Source organism: Microbacterium sp. 2RAF4, assembly GCF_052115285.1.
Taxonomy (GTDB): Bacteria; Actinomycetota; Actinomycetes; order Actinomycetales; family Microbacteriaceae; genus Microbacterium; species Microbacterium oxydans.
Genome location: NZ_JBFRGI010000001.1, coordinates 745449 through 760908, shown reverse-complemented (window position 1 = coordinate 760908; position 15460 = coordinate 745449). Strand labels below are relative to the sequence as shown.

Below are 15460 nucleotides of genomic sequence, written 5' to 3'. Positions count from 1 at the left end.
CATGTCGACCACAGAAGCTCCCCGTACCGACGAGTCCCCCCGCTCGCGTCCCAGCACTCTGCCCGCACGTCAGGCCGCTCTCATGAGCTCCTCGCGCGTCGAGCAGAAGGGCAACATCGTCGTCAAGTGGATCACCTCCACCGACCACAAGACGATCGGGTACATGTACCTGATCGCGTCGGTGATGTTCTTCCTCCTCGGCGGTGTGATGGCTCTCGTCATCCGCGCGGAGCTGTTCGCGCCGGGCATGCAGATCATCCCGACGAAGGAGCAGTACAACCAGCTCTTCACGATGCACGGCACGATCATGCTGCTGATGTTCGCGACGCCGCTGTTCGCCGGGTTCGCCAACGCCATCCTGCCGCTGCAGATCGGTGCTCCGGACGTCGCCTTCCCGCGTCTGAACGCCTTCGCCTTCTGGCTCTTCCTCTTCGGCTCCACGATCGCCGTCGCCGGCTTCCTCACCCCGCAGGGCGCGGCCTCCTTCGGATGGTTCGCATATCAGCCGCTGGCGGGAGCGTCGTTCTCCCCGGGTGCAGGTGGAAACCTCTGGATGGTCGGTCTCGGCATCTCCGGTTTCGGTACCATCCTCGGAGCCGTCAACTTCATCACCACGATCATCACGATGCGTGCGCCCGGTATGACCATGTGGCGCATGCCGATCTTCTCGTGGAACACGCTCATCACGAGCCTGCTGATCCTGATGGCGTTCCCGGTGCTGGCCGCGGCCATCTTCGCTGCTGCTGCAGACCGTATCCTCGGTGCGCACATCTACGACCCGGCCAACGGCGGAGTGCTGCTCTGGCAGCACCTGTTCTGGTTCTTCGGACACCCTGAGGTCTACATCATCGCGCTGCCGTTCTTCGGCATCGTCTCCGAGATCTTCCCGGTCTTCAGCCGCAAGCCGATCTTCGGATACAAGACCCTGGTCTACGCGACGATCGCCATCGCGGCGCTGTCCGTCGCCGTGTGGGCTCACCACATGTACGTGACGGGCTCGGTCCTGCTGCCGTTCTTCGCTCTGATGACCATGCTCATCGCTGTGCCGACGGGTGTGAAGATCTTCAACTGGATCGGCACCCTCTGGCGAGGCTCGGTGACCTTCGAGACGCCGATGGTCTTCGCCCTCGGCTTCCTCGTCTCGTTCGTCTTCGGTGGTCTGACCGGTGTCATCCTCGCGGCTCCGCCGCTGGACTTCGCCCTGTCCGACTCGTACTTCGTCGTCGCCCACTTCCACTACGTGGTGTTCGGAACCGTGGTGTTCGCCATGTTCGCCGGCTTCTACTTCTGGTGGCCCAAGTGGACAGGGCGCATGCTGAACGAGCGTCTCGGCTACGTGCACTTCTGGCTGCTGTTCATCGGCTTCCACATGACGTTCCTCATCCAGCACTGGCTGGGTGTCGACGGCATGGTGCGTCGTTACGCCGACTACTCGGAGGCCGACGGCTGGACCTGGCAGAACCAGGTGTCGACGGTCGGTGCCATCATCCTCGGTGCTTCGATGCTGCCGTTCTTCCTGAACGTCTGGATCACGGCACGCAAGGCTCCGAAGGTCACGGTCAACGACCCGTGGGGCTACGGCGGATCGCTCGAGTGGGCGACGTCCTGCCCGCCGCCGCGCCACAACTTCACGTCGATCCCGCGCATTCGCAGCGAGCGTCCTGCGTTCGACCTGAATCACCCGGAAGCTGCGGAGTTCGCCACGACGGCTCCCGGCGAGCGAGAGGCCCACTAACTCATGCGCGACAACGTCATTCTCTGGTGGATTCTGACGGCGTTCTTCGCCCTCGTCGGAGTCGTCTACACCGGCTGGCACATCCTCGCCACGCCTAACGACGACTTCGCCATGCGGGTCGAGTGGGTCGGCACGGTCGCCCTGTTCTTCGCCGCTTTCATGGCCGCGATGATCGCGTTCTACCTCGACCGCACTCACAAGGCGCAGCGCGGCGAGCTGCCTGAGGACATCCTGACGTCGGACATCGACGACGGTGACCCCGAGCTCGGCGAGTTCAGCCCGTGGTCTTGGTGGCCCATCGTCCTCGCCGCATCCGCCGGTGTCTTCGTGGTGGGCCTGGCAGTCGGCCACTTCCTCCTCCCGATCGGGCTGGCGATCTTCGTCGTCGCGATCGTCGGTTGGGTGTACGAGTACTACCGCGGCAACTTCGCCCGCTGATACCGCGTATCGGAAAGAAGGCCCCCGGATCCGTCCGGGGGCCTTCTTCCTGTGTTGCGACAGCCGCGTTCAGGCGCGGGTGCGGATCCGAGCGATCCCGGTGAGCGGATCCACTGGGCGATGATGCACGCCATCGGCGTCCTCCACCGCGTACCCTTCCCTGACCCAGTATTCGAAGCCGCCGATCATCTCGCGCACCCGGTAGCCGAGGCGCGCGAACTCGAGCGCACCCTTCGCACCTGCATTGCACCCAGGGCTCCAGCAGTACACCACGACGTCGGCGTCCGCAGGGATCTCCCTCGGGGCGCGGGAGGCGATTTCGCTGTAATGCATGTGCACGGCGCCGGCGACGCGCCCCTGAGCCCATGCCTCGTCCGATCGGACGTCGACCACCACCAGGTTCTCACCGGCTTTGAAGGCGGCATGGACGTCGCTGGAGTCGGTCTCGTAGGTCAGCTTGGCCTCATAGAAGTCGGTGCGATCGATCATCCACTCAGCCTAGGGAGCCGATGCGAGACGTTGACAGCGGAATCCCGTCTCGTGACGTGCGAATGCGGTCATCCTGCGCACGAATCGCAGGACGCCTGTTCCGCTCCCACGGCTCAGAGCGAGGCAGTCATCTGCACGCGCGGACCGTACTCGAAGAGACCGAGCTCGGATTCGACCTTCACGAGCTTCCGGAGCAGCGGAGTGTCCGGTTCGCTCGCGACGAAACCACAGGAGCTGTAGAAAGGGGCATTCCAGGGCACGTCCACATACGTGCGGAGCGTGATCTGTTCGTACCCGCGGTTCCGAGTCTCCGTGAGAGCAGCCTCGACGAGTCGGCGACCGATTCCTCGGCGCCCGTATGACGGGAGCACGGAAAGCTGTTCGAGATGCGCATGGCCAGCGATCTCCAGCACGTGTGCGAAACCGACGACTGTGGGCGCGCCTGCGGCGTCCGTGTACTCCGCGACCACCACGAACCCCGGCGACGAAGACCGTTCGGCCGCCGGTGTCGGGGGAGGCCAGTCGACAGCACCGAAGCGGTCGACGAGCAGCGCATCCGCGGCGATCTCGATGCGTTCGGTGGCGGCGTCGTCGTCAGGGGTGGCCGGACGGATGACGATCTCCATGATCAGGCAGCCAGGATCAGTCCGCCGAGGTCAGTCGGCCACGGCGGCGATGGCTTCGATCTCCACGAGCTGGTGGTCGTATCCGAGCACCGTGACACCGAGGAGGGTGCTGGGGACGTCGTGCGCGCCGAAAGCGGCGTGGACCACATCCCAGGCGGTGACGAGGTCGGCCTGGGACGAGGAGGCCACCAGTACCCGCGTGCTGATGACATCGGTGAGGGAGGCACCGGCGACGTCGAGCGCTTCCTCGAGTGTCTCCACACACTTGGCTGCTTGTGCCGCGTAGTCGCCAGGCGCGGCGGTCGAGCCGTCGTCGTTGAGCGGACATGCTCCGGCGAGGAAGATGAGGCGTGATCCGGACGGAGCTGTCGCGGCGTAGGCATAGGGAGCATGGGCGAGGGAAGTGGCACGGATCAGCTGCACGGCAGAAGACATGGTTCGATCCTCTCATCCCGTCGACAACGATGAAGGCCCCGCCCGGAGGGGCGAGGCCTTCATCTGTGGGGGAGAGGCGACTACTCGCCATCCTCCGACTTCTTCCGAGGCTTCTTCACCGGCTCGGTCGCGATGACCGTGCTGGGGGTGTTCGGCGTCTCGTCGACGTGCGTCTCATCGACTGTGAGCGGGGCGTCGGGGAATCCTGCACGCTCATGCGCACCCTGGATCTCTGCAGCCTCGGTCTCGTCGTTCTGAGCCGTGACGTGGTGCTGGTGAGCATCCGCGGCCTCGACCTCCGCCTGGGTGAGCGGCGCCAGACGGTCCTCGAAGAACCAGCGCGAGATCGAGGAGCGAAGGTTCTCCGTCCACGGGATGCGCCCCTTCGCGTTCGGACGCACCACGAGCGGCTCGTAGGTGTCGACGTCGATGAGCTTCCAGCGGTCGTACTTGTCGACGGGCTGGTGCACCTCGATGAACTCGCCGCCGGGGAGGCGGACGATGCGGCCCGACTCGTAACCGTGCAGGACGATCTCGCGGTCCTTCTTCTGCAGCGCGATGCAGATGCGCTTGGTGACGAAGTAGCCGAGGATCGGTCCGAGGAACAGCAGCGCCTGCAGCGTGTGGATCACGCCTTCCATCGTGAGCATGAAGTGCGTCGCGATGAGGTCGGACGATGCAGCGGCCCACAACACGGCGTAGAAGATCACGCCGGCCACGCCGATCGCGGTACGGGTCGCGGCGTTGCGCGGACGCTGAGCGATGTGGTGCTCGCGCTTGTCGCCCGTCACCCACGCCTCGATGAAGGGGTAGATCGCCACGGCAACGATGAACAGACCGAGGACCAGAACCGGCGCGATGATTCCGAAGGACCAGGTGTGGTTCAGGAAGACGATGTCCCAGTTCGACGGAGCGAGACGCAGGGCGCCATCCGCGAAGCCGATGTACCAGTCCGGCTGCGTGCCGGCGGAGACGGGGGAGGGGTCGTACGGGCCGTAGTTCCAGATCGGGTTGATCTGGAAGAAGGTCGCGATCAGCACGATGGTGCCGAAGACGATGAACAGGTAGCCGCCCATCTTGGACATGTAGACCGGCATCATCGGGTAGCCCACGACATTGTCGTTCGTACGGCCGGGACCGGCGAACTGCGTGTGCTTGTTGATGATCATGAGCATCAGGTGCACGACGATCAGCGCGATGACGAGCATCGGCAGCAGCAGGATGTGCAGCGTGTAGAGACGCCCCACGATGTCGGTGCCGGGGAACTCGCCGCCGAAGAGGAGGAACGAGGTCCAGGTTCCGATCAGGGGGAGACCCTTGATCATGCCGTCGATGATGCGGAGACCGTTACCCGAGAGCAGGTCGTCGGGGAGCGAGTAGCCGGTGAAGCCCTCGGCCATCGCGAGGATGAAGAGGATGAAACCGATCACCCAGTTCAGCTCGCGCGGCTTGCGGAACGCACCGGTGAAGAACACGCGGAGCATGTGCACGCCGATGCCGGCGATGAACACCAGAGCCGCCCAGTGGTGGATCTGGCGGACCAGAAGGCCACCGCGCAGGTCGAAGGAGATGTGCAGAGACGACTCGAGGGCCGCGGACATCTCGATTCCACGCATCGGCGCGTAGGCGCCGGTGTAGTGGGTCTCGACCATCGATGCCTGGAAGAAGAACGTCAGGAAGGTTCCGGAGAGGAACACGACGACGAAGCTCCACAGGGCGATCTCGCCGAGCATGAACGACCAGTGGTCGGGGAAGATCTTGCGTCCCAGCTCCTTGACGAAGCCGGAGAGGCTGGTGCGCTCATCGATGTAGTTCGACGCGGCACCGACGAAGCGACCGCCGAGGGGCGCCTTGGTGTCCTTGTCCTCTTTGGACAGCGTTGCGGTGCTCAATGGCGCTCCCAGAAGCTCGGGCCGACGGGTTCCGTGAAGTCGCTGCGTGCGACCAGGTAGCCCTCGTCATCGACGGTGATGGGCAGCTGCGGCAGCGGACGTGCCGCCGGGCCGAAGATGACCTTTGCGTGGTCCGTGACGTCGAACTGCGACTGGTGGCACGGGCACAGCAGGTGATGTGTCTGCTGCTCGTACAGTGCCACAGGGCAACCGACGTGCGTGCAGACCTTGGAGTAGGCGACGATGCCGTCGTACGACCAGTCCTTGCGGTCCTCAGCCTCGATCAGCTGCTCGGGACGCAGGCGCATCATCAGCACGATGGCCTTGGCCTTCTCCTCGAGGTAGCCATCGCTGTGGCTGAGGGTGGCGAGCTCTTCCGGGATCACGTGGAACGCGGAGCCGAGCGTGACGTCGGCAGCGCGGATCGGTGTGCCGTCGGGGTCGCGCACCAGGCGTGCTCCCTCTTCCCACATGGTGTGCTTGAGAAGCACGACCGGGTCGCCCGCAGTGGGGTCATCCGGTGTGGAGTGCGGAGCCAGTCCGCGGAAGAGCGTCACACCGGGAATGATCGAGGCGACGAGGGCCGCGAACAGCGAGTTTCGGATCACGGTGCGGCGTCCGAAGCCGGACTCCTCGTTCGCGTCGGAGAAGGCCTGGATGGCCGCCTCGCGCGTGGAGTCCTTGCCGCGGGTCGGGTGGCGGTGCTCGATGAACTCCTTGTCGGACATGAGCGCCTTGGACCAGTGGATCGCACCGATGCCGAGGGCCAGCAGCGCGAGAGCGATGCCGAGACCGATGAAGAGGTTGTTCTGACGGATGTCGATGAGCGCGCCGCTCTCGATCGGGAACAGCATGTAGGCGGCGACCGCCCAGATGCTCCCGGCGAGCGAGAGGTAGAACAGCGTGTAGACAGTGCGGACAGCGGCCTTCTCTGCGCGCGGGTCCTTATCGGTCATCCGCTCGCGGTGCGGCGGAAGCCCGGGGTTCTGCACGGGATCGCTGACTGCGACACCCAGCCCTGGAGAGGGCTGGTAGGCCCTGTCAAGAGCCTGCGAGTCGTCGTCGTGTGCCATGGTGCTCCTCGTACGTTCCTCTTCGATGATTAAGCGTCAGTTGGACTTCGCCGTGATCCACACGGTGACGGCGACGAGCGCGCCGATACCGAAGATCCACACGAACAGGCCCTCGGAGACCGGTCCGAGCGAGCCGAGCGAGAATCCACCGATCTGCACGGACTGCTGCTGGAAGAGCAGTGCCGAGATGATGTCGCGCTTGTCCTCGTCGGACAGGTTCATGTCGCCGAAGACCGGCATGTTCTGCGGGCCGGTGACCATGGCCGCGTACATGTGCAGTGCACTGGTCTCGCCGAGACCGGGAGCGTACTTGCCCTCGGTGAGCGCTCCACCGGCTGCGGCCACGTTGTGGCACATCGCGCAGTTGACGCGGAAGAGCTCCGCACCGTTGGAGACATCGCCCTTGCCGTCGAGGATGTGGTCCGACGGGAACGTCGGGCCAGGAGCCTCGGACTGGACGAAGGCGGCCATGGCGAGGATCTGGTCCTCAGTGAACTGCGGTGCCTTCTGCGGAGCCTGCGGGCCCTGCATCTGCAGCGGCATGCGGCCGGTCGACAGCTGGAATTCGGTGGCCAGCTCACCCACGCCGTACAGGCTGGGGCCGTTGGCGGTTCCCTGCAGGTCGAGACCGTGGCAGGTGGCGCAGTTGGCGGTGAACAGCTTCTTGCCGTCTTCCACCGTCAGCTGCGAGGTCGCAGCCGACTGGGTGTCGGTCGCGGCGAACGCTGCGGACGCGCCGGCGTACACGGCGCCGGTGATCATGAGGCCTGCTCCGATGAGCGCGGCCGCCGCCAAAGGGCTGCGACGACCGCTGGAACGGCGCTTCTTCTCTCGTGCCATCTCGGGGATCAGCTCCGCTCTTATTTCAGGAAGTAGATAACGAGGAACAGCACGATCCAGACGACGTCGACGAAGTGCCAGTAGTAGGACACCACGATCGAGGAGGTCGCCTCCTTGTGCCGGAAGTTCTTGACCGCGTAGGCGCGGCCGATGACGAGCAGGAACGCGACCAGGCCACCCGTGACGTGCAGGGCGTGGAAGCCCGTGGTCAGGTAGAACGCGGAGGCGTACGAGTCGGCGTTGATCGGCATGCCTTCAGCCACCAGCTGCGCGTACTCCCAGACCTGGCCGGAGACGAAGATGGCGCCGAGGGCGAAGGTGAGGAAGAACCACTCGACCATTCCCCAGCCGAACAGGCGACGGCGGCCGGCGCCGTTCTTCTGTCCCTTGCCGATCTTGTAGGGCTGCAGGTCTTCTGCCGCGAACACGCCCATCTGGCACGTGAACGAGGAGAGCACCAGGATCGCAGTGTTCACTGCGGCGAACGGGACGTTCAGCAGCTCGGTCCGGTCCGCCCACAGCTCCGGAGAGGTGCTGCGGAGGGTGAAGTAGATCGCGAAGAGTCCCGCGAAGAACATCACCTCGCTGCCGAGCCACACAATGGTGCCGACAGCTACCGGGTTGGGCCGCTTAATCGTTCTCGCCGCCGGGGCATACGTCGCTGAGGTCGTCACCCCTCCATTATGGCCGATCCGCGGGCGTGATTCTTGCACCTGCGGGCCCAGGATTGCCTGAGTTCGACTTAGGGGACCCTAAGAAAACACTGCGAATAGCCGGTGAATCCGCGGGAAACAAGGGGTGGGCGCTGATCGCACGTCCGCCCGGAAGCATCTGCATGTTTTCTCCGCGCCGATAGGATCGCACACATGGCTGATTCCCTGACCTGGTCCGACGTGCTCACCTCCCTGTTGGAGCGCCGCGATCTCAGTGTGTGGGAGTCGACGTGGGCGATGCGCCAGATCATGCAGGGGAGCGTCACCGAGGCTCAGCTCGCCGGCTTCCTGGTCGCGCTTCGGGCGAAGGGGGAGACGATCGACGAGATCGTCGGCTTCCGTGACGCGATCCTCGAGGCCGCGGTGCCTCTTCCCGTCTCTCCTGACGTGCTGGACATCGTCGGCACCGGCGGCGACCGCGTCGGCACGGTGAATGTCTCGACGACCGCGGCGATCATCATCGGCGCCACCGGAGTCCCGGTGGTCAAGCACGGCAACCGTGCCGCGAGCTCCGCGTCCGGTTCCTCCGACGTGCTCGGAGCCCTCGGTCTCGAGCTGTCGCTCGATCCGTCGTCGGTCTCCTCCATCCTCGATCGCACCGGGATCACGTTCGCCTGGGCGGGTGCCTTCCACCCCGGGTTCAGGCACGCCGGTTCGGTCCGCGCCGAGCTCGGCGTTCCCACGGTCTTCAACATGCTCGGACCGCTCTGCAACCCTGCCCGCGCGGAGGCCAATGCGGTGGGCGTCGCCCAGATCGAGCGGGTTCCCCTCATCACCGGTGTGTTCCGAACGCGTGGCGCGACGGCGCTCGTCTTCCGAGGGGATGACGGGCTCGACGAGCTGACCACCACGGGGCACAGCCGAATCTGGGAGGTCACGCGCGGAGACATCCACGAGCACGATCTCGACCCGCGCGATCTTGGCATCCCGATCGCCGACCTCGCCGACCTGATCGGAGGGCCACCGCAGCACAATGCAGAGGTGCTCAGGCGAACCCTCGCGGGCGAGACGGGCGCGGTGCGGGACATCGTGCTCCTCAACGCCGCCGCGGGCATCGTCGCCTTCGAGCTTTCCCAGGACGCCACACAGGTGCAGCGACCGATCCTCGAACGCCTTCGTGAGGGATACGACAAGGCAGCGGCTGCGGTGGACGATGGCCGCGCGCTGGCCAAGCTCGACCAGTGGATCTCGGTGAGTCGCGAGCTGGCTGCACCGAAGGAGTGACCGTGGATCCCGTCGACGCGCTGCTGGAGATCGCCTCTCTGCTCGAGCGCGAGCGGGCCTCCCGGTATCGAGCGAAGGCGTTCCGGCAGGCGGCGGCGACGCTGCAGGACCTTCCTGAGGACGTCCGCGCCGACCCCACGCGGCTGCGGGCGGCGAAGGGGATCGGGGAGTCGACGTTCGCGGTGATCCGTCAGGCTCAGGCCGGCGAGGTGCCGGAGTACCTGGTCGAACTGCGCGGCGATGTCGAGCCGGAGCGGGTATCCGTGCTCCGATCGAAGCTGCGCGGCGATCTCCATGCGCACACGGATTGGTCCGACGGCACCACGCCCATTCCGGTGATGGCCGCAGCGGCGCGTGCGCTGGGGCACGAGTATCAGGCGATCACCGATCACTCGCCGCGCCTTCGAGTGGCACGAGGGCTTTCCGCCGAACGGCTGCGGGAGCAGATTCCCTTGGTGCGCAACGAGTCCGGTGAGGGCTTCACGTTACTGGCCGGGATCGAGGTCGACATCCTCGAGGACGGCACGCTGGACCAGGAGGACTCGTTGCTCGGCGAGCTCGACATCGTCGTCGCGTCCGTGCATTCCCAACTGCGCATGGACGCACGACCGATGACCGCGCGGATGATCGCCGCGGTGTCGCATCCGCGGGTGAACGTGCTCGGCCACTGCACCGGGCGGTTGGTGCAAGGAGAGCGGGGGACCCGCCCGCAGTCGGTGTTCGATGCGGCTGCGGTCTTCGCCGCGTGCGCCGAGAACGGCGTCGCCGTCGAGATCAACTCCCGCCCCGAGCGGCAGGATCCGCCGGACGAACTGATCGCCATCGCCCTCGAGGCGGGATGCCTGTTCTCCATCGACTCGGATGCGCACGCACCAGGTCAGCTCTCCCTGCTCGATCACGGCGCCGAACGCGCAGAGCGTGCAGGCGTTCCCGCCTCGCGGATCGTCACGACGTGGGGGCTTTCCCGACTCCTCGCCTGGGCCGAGTAGACGCAGCGGCCTCGGGAACGATCAGGACGCGAGGGCGGCCTTCGACACAGCGGCGACCGCGCGCGTCATGGAGCCGCCGAGATTCCACTTCTCGGCAAGGGCGTTCGCCGCGTCGACCTCTGAGGAGTCGAGTACGTGGAGGGGAATGTCCGGCGCAGTGATGGGGAGCGACCTGGCCACCGCGACCACCGTCGGAGCCACGTCGAGGTAGGCGGTCGCTGCGAGGATCTTCGCGCGTACCCCTGCGCTCATGCCTTCTCCTGCTTCCGCAGCAGCGCGGATGCCCTCGAGGTCGGCGTGCGCCTGCAGCAGCGTCGCCGCGGTCTTGTCCCCGACACCGGGGACGCCGGGGAGGCCGTCGGAGGAATCGCCGCGCATCGTGGCGAAGTCGGCGTACTGGGAGGGGAGTACCCCGTACTTCGCGACGACCGTCGCGTCAGTCACGACCTCGAGATTGCTCATGCCGCGCGCGGTGTAGATCACACGCACATCGCGGGCGTCGTCGACGAGCTGGAAGAGGTCACGGTCGCCCGTGACGATGTCGACCGGCATCGTGGCGTCGGTGGCCAAGGTGCCGATGACGTCGTCGGCCTCATGGTCGGCGACACCGATGATGGGGATGCCGATCGCAGCGAGCGTCTCGCGGATGAGGGGGATCTGCGCCTCGAGCGGGTCGGGTACCTCTTCGACATCGGGCCCATTCGCAATGACCTCGACGACGCGGTGCGTCTTGTAGCTCGGGATGAGGTCGACACGCCACTGCGGGCGCCAGTCGTCGTCCCAGCAGGCGATGACATGCGTGGGCTCGTACAGCGTGACGAGCTTGGCGACGATGTCGAGCAGACCCCGTGCCGCGTTGATCGGAGAACCGTCCGGTGCGGTCACCTTGTCGGGGACGCCGTAGAACGCACGGAAGTAGAGGCTGGCGGTGTCGAGCAGCATGAGGCGATCGGTCACGAGCACAGTCTGACACGGGTCTCCGACCCGGCACTGGCCCCTGCGTCGGCGGCGTGGCCCACCAGCCGTGAGATGAGACGATCCTGGATGTCGTGACACACAGGAGTATGAATGCTCTCCCTCGAACGCTGTCCGCTGTGATCCTGGGCGGGGTGGTGCTCTCCGGAGTCCTGGTCGGCTGCGCGACATCAGCGGGCACGTCCCCGGCACCGGAGTCGACATCCGACCCCGACGTGTCCGATGCCTCGTATGCGCCGCGGGCGGCGTGGCTCGATGCGACCTCGTTCGTGCTGAAGACGTGGGGCGACGCATGCGCACCGCAGATCGGTGACCTCGTGGCGGGGGAGCAGTCGCTGGAGATCGTGCTCGTCGACAGCGCGGACCAGGTGTGTGCCGCTGTGCAGACGGCGCACGGCCTGTACCTCGGCCTTCCTGCCGGGTTCGACTCCTCCCGCCCTGTCGATCTGACGGTGACCGAGCCCGGGGGAGAGAAGACCGAGCTCACCCTGCCGGCGCTCGCAGCGGGCGAGATCATCCCGGCCGATCGGATGTCGCCGCAGACCTCCGCGGCGGCGTGGATCGATGCGCACGAGCTCGCGATCCTCACATGGGGCTCTTCCACCTGCGTGCCGGCATCGGGAACGCTGGAAACCGTGAGTGCGAACGAAGGGACCATCCGACTGGAGCCGAGTGCGAACGAGGTGTGCACGATGGACCTGGTCCCGCAGATCACCTTCGTACCTGCCGAAGGCATCGAGGACGACGCCGACCTCACCCTCGAGGGCTTCGTCGACGCCGACGGTGCTGCGGCGGTCGTGACCGCCGTGCGATAACTCGTCTGCTCGTCCGGCTCAGCACCCCGGTGCTGTCGGTCTCTGCTCGCAGGTGTGGGCCACGAGGGCCGTGTGCGCCTCGAAGATGCGTATCTCCCGAGCGGGACCGGGAATCGTGAGCTGTCCGGCCACCGGGAACCAGCCCCCGCCCAGATCGACCTCTGCGGTGTAGCGCACGGTGACGTGAGCCCGGTACGTGCCGCGCTCGTCATAGGTGTGGCTCGTCGTGGTGGGCGTGAACGGTGCCTGGCCGAGTGCTGACCAGGTCTGTCCGCCTGTGCTCGAGGTCGCGGACGTGCCGTCGCCATGCACGAATTCATAGCTGACAGGACTGAACCGCACGGTGAGATCCGTGCCGAAGAGCGATCCCGAGCGGGTGTGCACCGCGGCCGCGGCGACGAAGTTCGTGGGCATGCCGGCTACGCCGAGGTTGTCGGGCTCGCCCACATTCGCCACGGGATCGGGGGCGAACTGCGCGAGATCGTCGATGGTGATGGCCGGGGCGGCTGTGGCGTCCGGCGCGGGGTCGGTCGGAGGCTCCTCATCGGACACCGCGCGGAAGCACCCGCGAGAACTGTTCCAGTCATCGAGGCATGAGTCGAAGTCGAATTCGTGCACGGGGAATCGGGGGCCGGAGGCGGAGGGTGGGGAGTCTTCTCGGGGGGAGTTACGGTCGGGTGCGTCGGAAGAGGGTTGGGTCTGGGTGCCCGAGATCACCACCGTTCCTGCGTTAGTCGACACCCAGGCCCCATCAAATCCGGCTTGAGGAGGGGGTGTGTCTTGGGGCCCGAGCACAACGACTGCAGCTCCGAACAGGAGTAACCAGGCACGTGGCCGGGAGATCACCCGCATTGGAGGTTCTCTGTTTGAGTGGTCGAGGAAACAGCGAGTTTGGTATCCGTATCGGCTATGACGAACACGATTTCGATCGCCTGACGCGGCGGTCGATCCGCCGGGACCGCGGAGGTGCCGTCCGCGTAAGACAACTGCACCTCTGACACGTCGAGACAAGTGCGAGCTGTGACAGTGGCGTCCGCGTAGTCAATCGGAGTAAAGGTATCGAAAGTGGAGGAGCCGCTCCGAGTGATTCCTGCGGCATAAAACTGGCTGTAGTTCTCACGGGCGGACGCGAGCGCTTCGCCCGCGAGCCAGCCAAAGACTTCTGCAAACGAAGCTGGGTCGGTGAGATCGGCGCTGTTCGTCGCCTCCGCATACTCGGTGAAGGTCTCCTCTGCGGCGGCGAAGGCTTCTTCTTCCGAGGCGAACGCTGCGGTCGGAGTGGGCGTCGGAGCTGGCGTCGGCGTGCAGCCCGGCGAGGATCACGACGCCGAGGGCCATCGCGAGCGCGCCGAAGCGGCGGGATATGACGGGAGCGGGGGTCGGCGAGATCACCCCGCCACGGTAGTCGGGAGCGCCACGGGCGCGCGGGAGTTATCCACAGTCGGTCGGTCCGCCGAATCCGACTCCTGCTGTATGAGAACTTCTGATAGCCTTAACCGTCACTCGTGGCGTGCATGCGCATGCCCTCGTGGCGAGAAAACCAAAATCCAACTGCTGTGAAGCATGCTGTCGGCCGTGCGCGGTCTTTGCCTCTCAGCCCGAGTCTCCATTCAACAAGGACAACCCACTACATGACTACCGCAACGACCGCCCCGGCCACCAAGCAGGTCGCCATCAACGACATCGGATCTGCTGAGGACTTCCTGGCCGCGGTCGAGAAGACCCTGAAGTTCTTCAACGACGGCGACATCATCGAAGGCACGATCGTCAAGATCGACCGCGATGAGGTCCTCCTCGATGTCGGCTACAAGACCGAGGGTGTCATCCCCTCGCGCGAGCTCTCGATCAAGCACGACGTCGACCCCAACGAGGTCGTCGCTGTCGGCGATCTGGTCGAGGCCCTCGTTCTCCAGAAGGAGGACAAGGAAGGCCGTCTGATCCTCTCCAAGAAGCGCGCGCAGTACGAGCGTGCCTGGGGAGACGTCGAGAAGATCAAGGAGAACGACGGCGTCGTCACCGGTACGGTCATCGAGGTCGTCAAGGGTGGACTCATCGTCGACATCGGCCTCCGTGGCTTCCTGCCGGCCTCGCTCATCGAGCTGCGCCGCGTCCGCGATCTCACGCCGTACCTCGGCCAGGAGATCGAGGCCAAGATCCTCGAGCTCGACAAGAACCGCAACAACGTCGTCCTGAGCCGCCGCGCGCTGCTCGAGCAGACGCAGTCGGAGTCGCGCACCACGTTCCTGAACAACCTGCACAAGGGTCAGGTCCGCAAGGGTGTCGTCTCGTCGATCGTCAACTTCGGTGCGTTCGTCGACCTGGGCGGCGTGGACGGCCTCGTGCACGTCTCCGAGCTTTCCTGGAAGCACATCGAGCACGCCTCCGAGGTCGTCGAGGTCGGCCAGGAGGTCACCGTCGAGATCCTCGAGGTCGACCTGGACCGCGAGCGCGTCTCCCTGTCGCTGAAGGCGACGCAGGAGGACCCGTGGCAGGTCTTCGCCCGTACCCACGCGATCGGTCAGGTCACGCCGGGTAAGGTCACCAAGCTCGTTCCGTTCGGTGCGTTCGTCCGCGTCGCAGACGGCATCGAGGGCCTCGTCCACATCTCCGAGCTCTCCAGCAAGCACGTCGAGCTGGCCGAGCAGGTCGTTTCCGTCGGCGAAGAGGTCTTCGTCAAGGTCATCGACATCGACCTCGAGCGTCGTCGCATCTCGCTGTCGCTGAAGCAGGCCAACGAGTCGGTCGACCCCAACGGCACCGAGTTCGACCCGGCCCTGTACGGCATGCTCGCCGAGTACGACGAGAACGGCGAGTACAAGTACCCGGAGGGCTTCGACGCCGAGACCGGTGCGTGGAAGGAAGGCTTCGACGCCCAGCGCGAGGCATGGGAGCAGGAGTACGCTGCAGCCCAGGCTCGCTGGGAGGCGCACAAGGCTCAGGTCGTCAAGGCGGCCGAGGCCGAGGCTGCAGCCGGCGAAGACTTCGGCGGCCAGTCCTTCACGAGCGAGGCTGCCGGCGCCGGCACCCTCGCGGATGACGAGGCTCTCGCGGCTCTGCGCGAGAAGCTCTCGGGCGGCAACGCTTAAGCAGCATTCTGAAACGGGTCGTCACCTCGCCTTCGGGCGGGCGTGGCGGCCCGTTTCGCATGTCCGGATCACGGCTGCCCTCCCGTGACGCAACATTACGACCGCATTCGTAACAGACCACCTGCTCGGC

General features: G+C 65.8%; 15 protein-coding genes. 6 read left to right on the top strand and 9 right to left on the bottom strand.

Translation table 11 applies throughout. The annotated features are described in order from the left end of the window. Position 1 precedes the first annotated feature (1 nt). Positions 2–1735 carry an aa3-type cytochrome oxidase subunit I gene (gene ctaD, locus AB4070_RS03745; RefSeq protein WP_441978937.1) on the top strand — a complete coding sequence of 578 codons (1734 nt, stop codon included), beginning with the start codon at positions 2–4 and terminating at the stop codon, positions 1733–1735. 3 nt (positions 1736–1738) lie between these two features. Further along, complete coding sequence (gene ctaF / locus AB4070_RS03740; protein WP_046749300.1) at positions 1739–2173, top strand: aa3-type cytochrome oxidase subunit IV; 435 nt, start codon at positions 1739–1741, stop codon at positions 2171–2173. A 69-nt stretch (positions 2174–2242) separates the two neighbouring features. Here the strand turns inward: ctaF and AB4070_RS03735 are convergent, their stop codons facing one another. From AB4070_RS03735 to ctaE, 7 genes are all read right to left on the bottom strand, one after another. Continuing rightward, positions 2243–2662, bottom strand: a complete 420-nt coding sequence (locus AB4070_RS03735; RefSeq protein WP_441978936.1) for a rhodanese-like domain-containing protein — start codon at positions 2660–2662, stop codon at positions 2243–2245. 113 nt (positions 2663–2775) lie between these two features. Then, a complete protein-coding gene (locus AB4070_RS03730) occupies positions 2776–3288 on the bottom strand; it encodes a GNAT family N-acetyltransferase (protein ID WP_441978935.1) in 513 nt (170 codons plus the stop codon). Between the two features lie 30 nt (positions 3289–3318). Beyond that, a complete protein-coding gene (locus AB4070_RS03725; protein WP_441978934.1) occupies positions 3319–3723 on the bottom strand; it encodes a RidA family protein in 405 nt (134 codons plus the stop codon). An 80-nt stretch (positions 3724–3803) separates the two neighbouring features. After that, a complete protein-coding gene (gene qcrB, locus AB4070_RS03720) occupies positions 3804–5615 on the bottom strand; it encodes a cytochrome bc1 complex cytochrome b subunit (protein ID WP_441978933.1) in 1812 nt (603 codons plus the stop codon). Then, entirely contained in the window at positions 5612–6688 is a 1077-nt protein-coding gene (qcrA, locus tag AB4070_RS03715; RefSeq protein WP_441978932.1) for a cytochrome bc1 complex Rieske iron-sulfur subunit, read from the bottom strand. The genes qcrB and qcrA overlap by 4 nt, the downstream gene beginning before the upstream one ends. A 36-nt stretch (positions 6689–6724) precedes the next feature. Continuing rightward, positions 6725–7528 (bottom strand): cytochrome bc1 complex diheme cytochrome c subunit, encoded by an 804-nt coding sequence (gene qcrC / locus AB4070_RS03710; RefSeq protein WP_441978931.1) that lies wholly within the window; start codon positions 7526–7528, stop codon positions 6725–6727. Positions 7529–7548: 20 nt separating this feature from the next. Then, positions 7549–8202: an aa3-type cytochrome oxidase subunit III gene (gene ctaE / locus AB4070_RS03705; protein WP_029261593.1), complete on the bottom strand. Its 654-nt coding sequence runs from the start codon at positions 8200–8202 to the stop codon at positions 7549–7551. A 192-nt stretch (positions 8203–8394) separates the two neighbouring features. On the opposite strand from ctaE, the gene trpD reads away from it, so the two are divergent. After that, on the top strand, positions 8395–9465 hold the full coding sequence (gene trpD / locus AB4070_RS03700) for an anthranilate phosphoribosyltransferase (RefSeq protein ID WP_441978930.1): 1071 nt from the start codon (positions 8395–8397) through the stop codon (positions 9463–9465). A gap of 2 nt (positions 9466–9467) precedes the next feature. After that, a complete protein-coding gene (locus AB4070_RS03695; protein ID WP_441978929.1) occupies positions 9468–10454 on the top strand; it encodes a PHP domain-containing protein in 987 nt (328 codons plus the stop codon). Positions 10455–10475: 21 nt separating this feature from the next. On the opposite strand, the gene AB4070_RS03690 is transcribed toward AB4070_RS03695, so the two are convergent. Next, positions 10476–11411: a 5'-3' exonuclease gene (locus AB4070_RS03690; protein ID WP_441978928.1), complete on the bottom strand. Its 936-nt coding sequence runs from the start codon at positions 11409–11411 to the stop codon at positions 10476–10478. A gap of 107 nt (positions 11412–11518) precedes the next feature. Here AB4070_RS03690 and AB4070_RS03685 point away from each other — a divergent pair, with 107 nt between their 5' ends. After that, a complete protein-coding gene (locus tag AB4070_RS03685; protein ID WP_441978927.1) occupies positions 11519–12244 on the top strand; it encodes a hypothetical protein in 726 nt (241 codons plus the stop codon). Between the two features lie 18 nt (positions 12245–12262). Here the strand turns inward: AB4070_RS03685 and AB4070_RS03680 are convergent, their stop codons facing one another. After that, the gene (locus AB4070_RS03680; RefSeq protein WP_441978926.1) at positions 12263–12862 is read right to left on the bottom strand and encodes a hypothetical protein; all 600 of its coding nucleotides are present in this window, start codon (positions 12860–12862) and stop codon (positions 12263–12265) included. Between the two features lie 1013 nt (positions 12863–13875). Here AB4070_RS03680 and rpsA point away from each other — a divergent pair. Next, positions 13876–15330 (top strand): 30S ribosomal protein S1, encoded by a 1455-nt coding sequence (rpsA, locus tag AB4070_RS03675; protein WP_046749289.1) that lies wholly within the window; start codon positions 13876–13878, stop codon positions 15328–15330. The last annotated feature ends 130 nt before the right edge of the window (positions 15331–15460 follow it).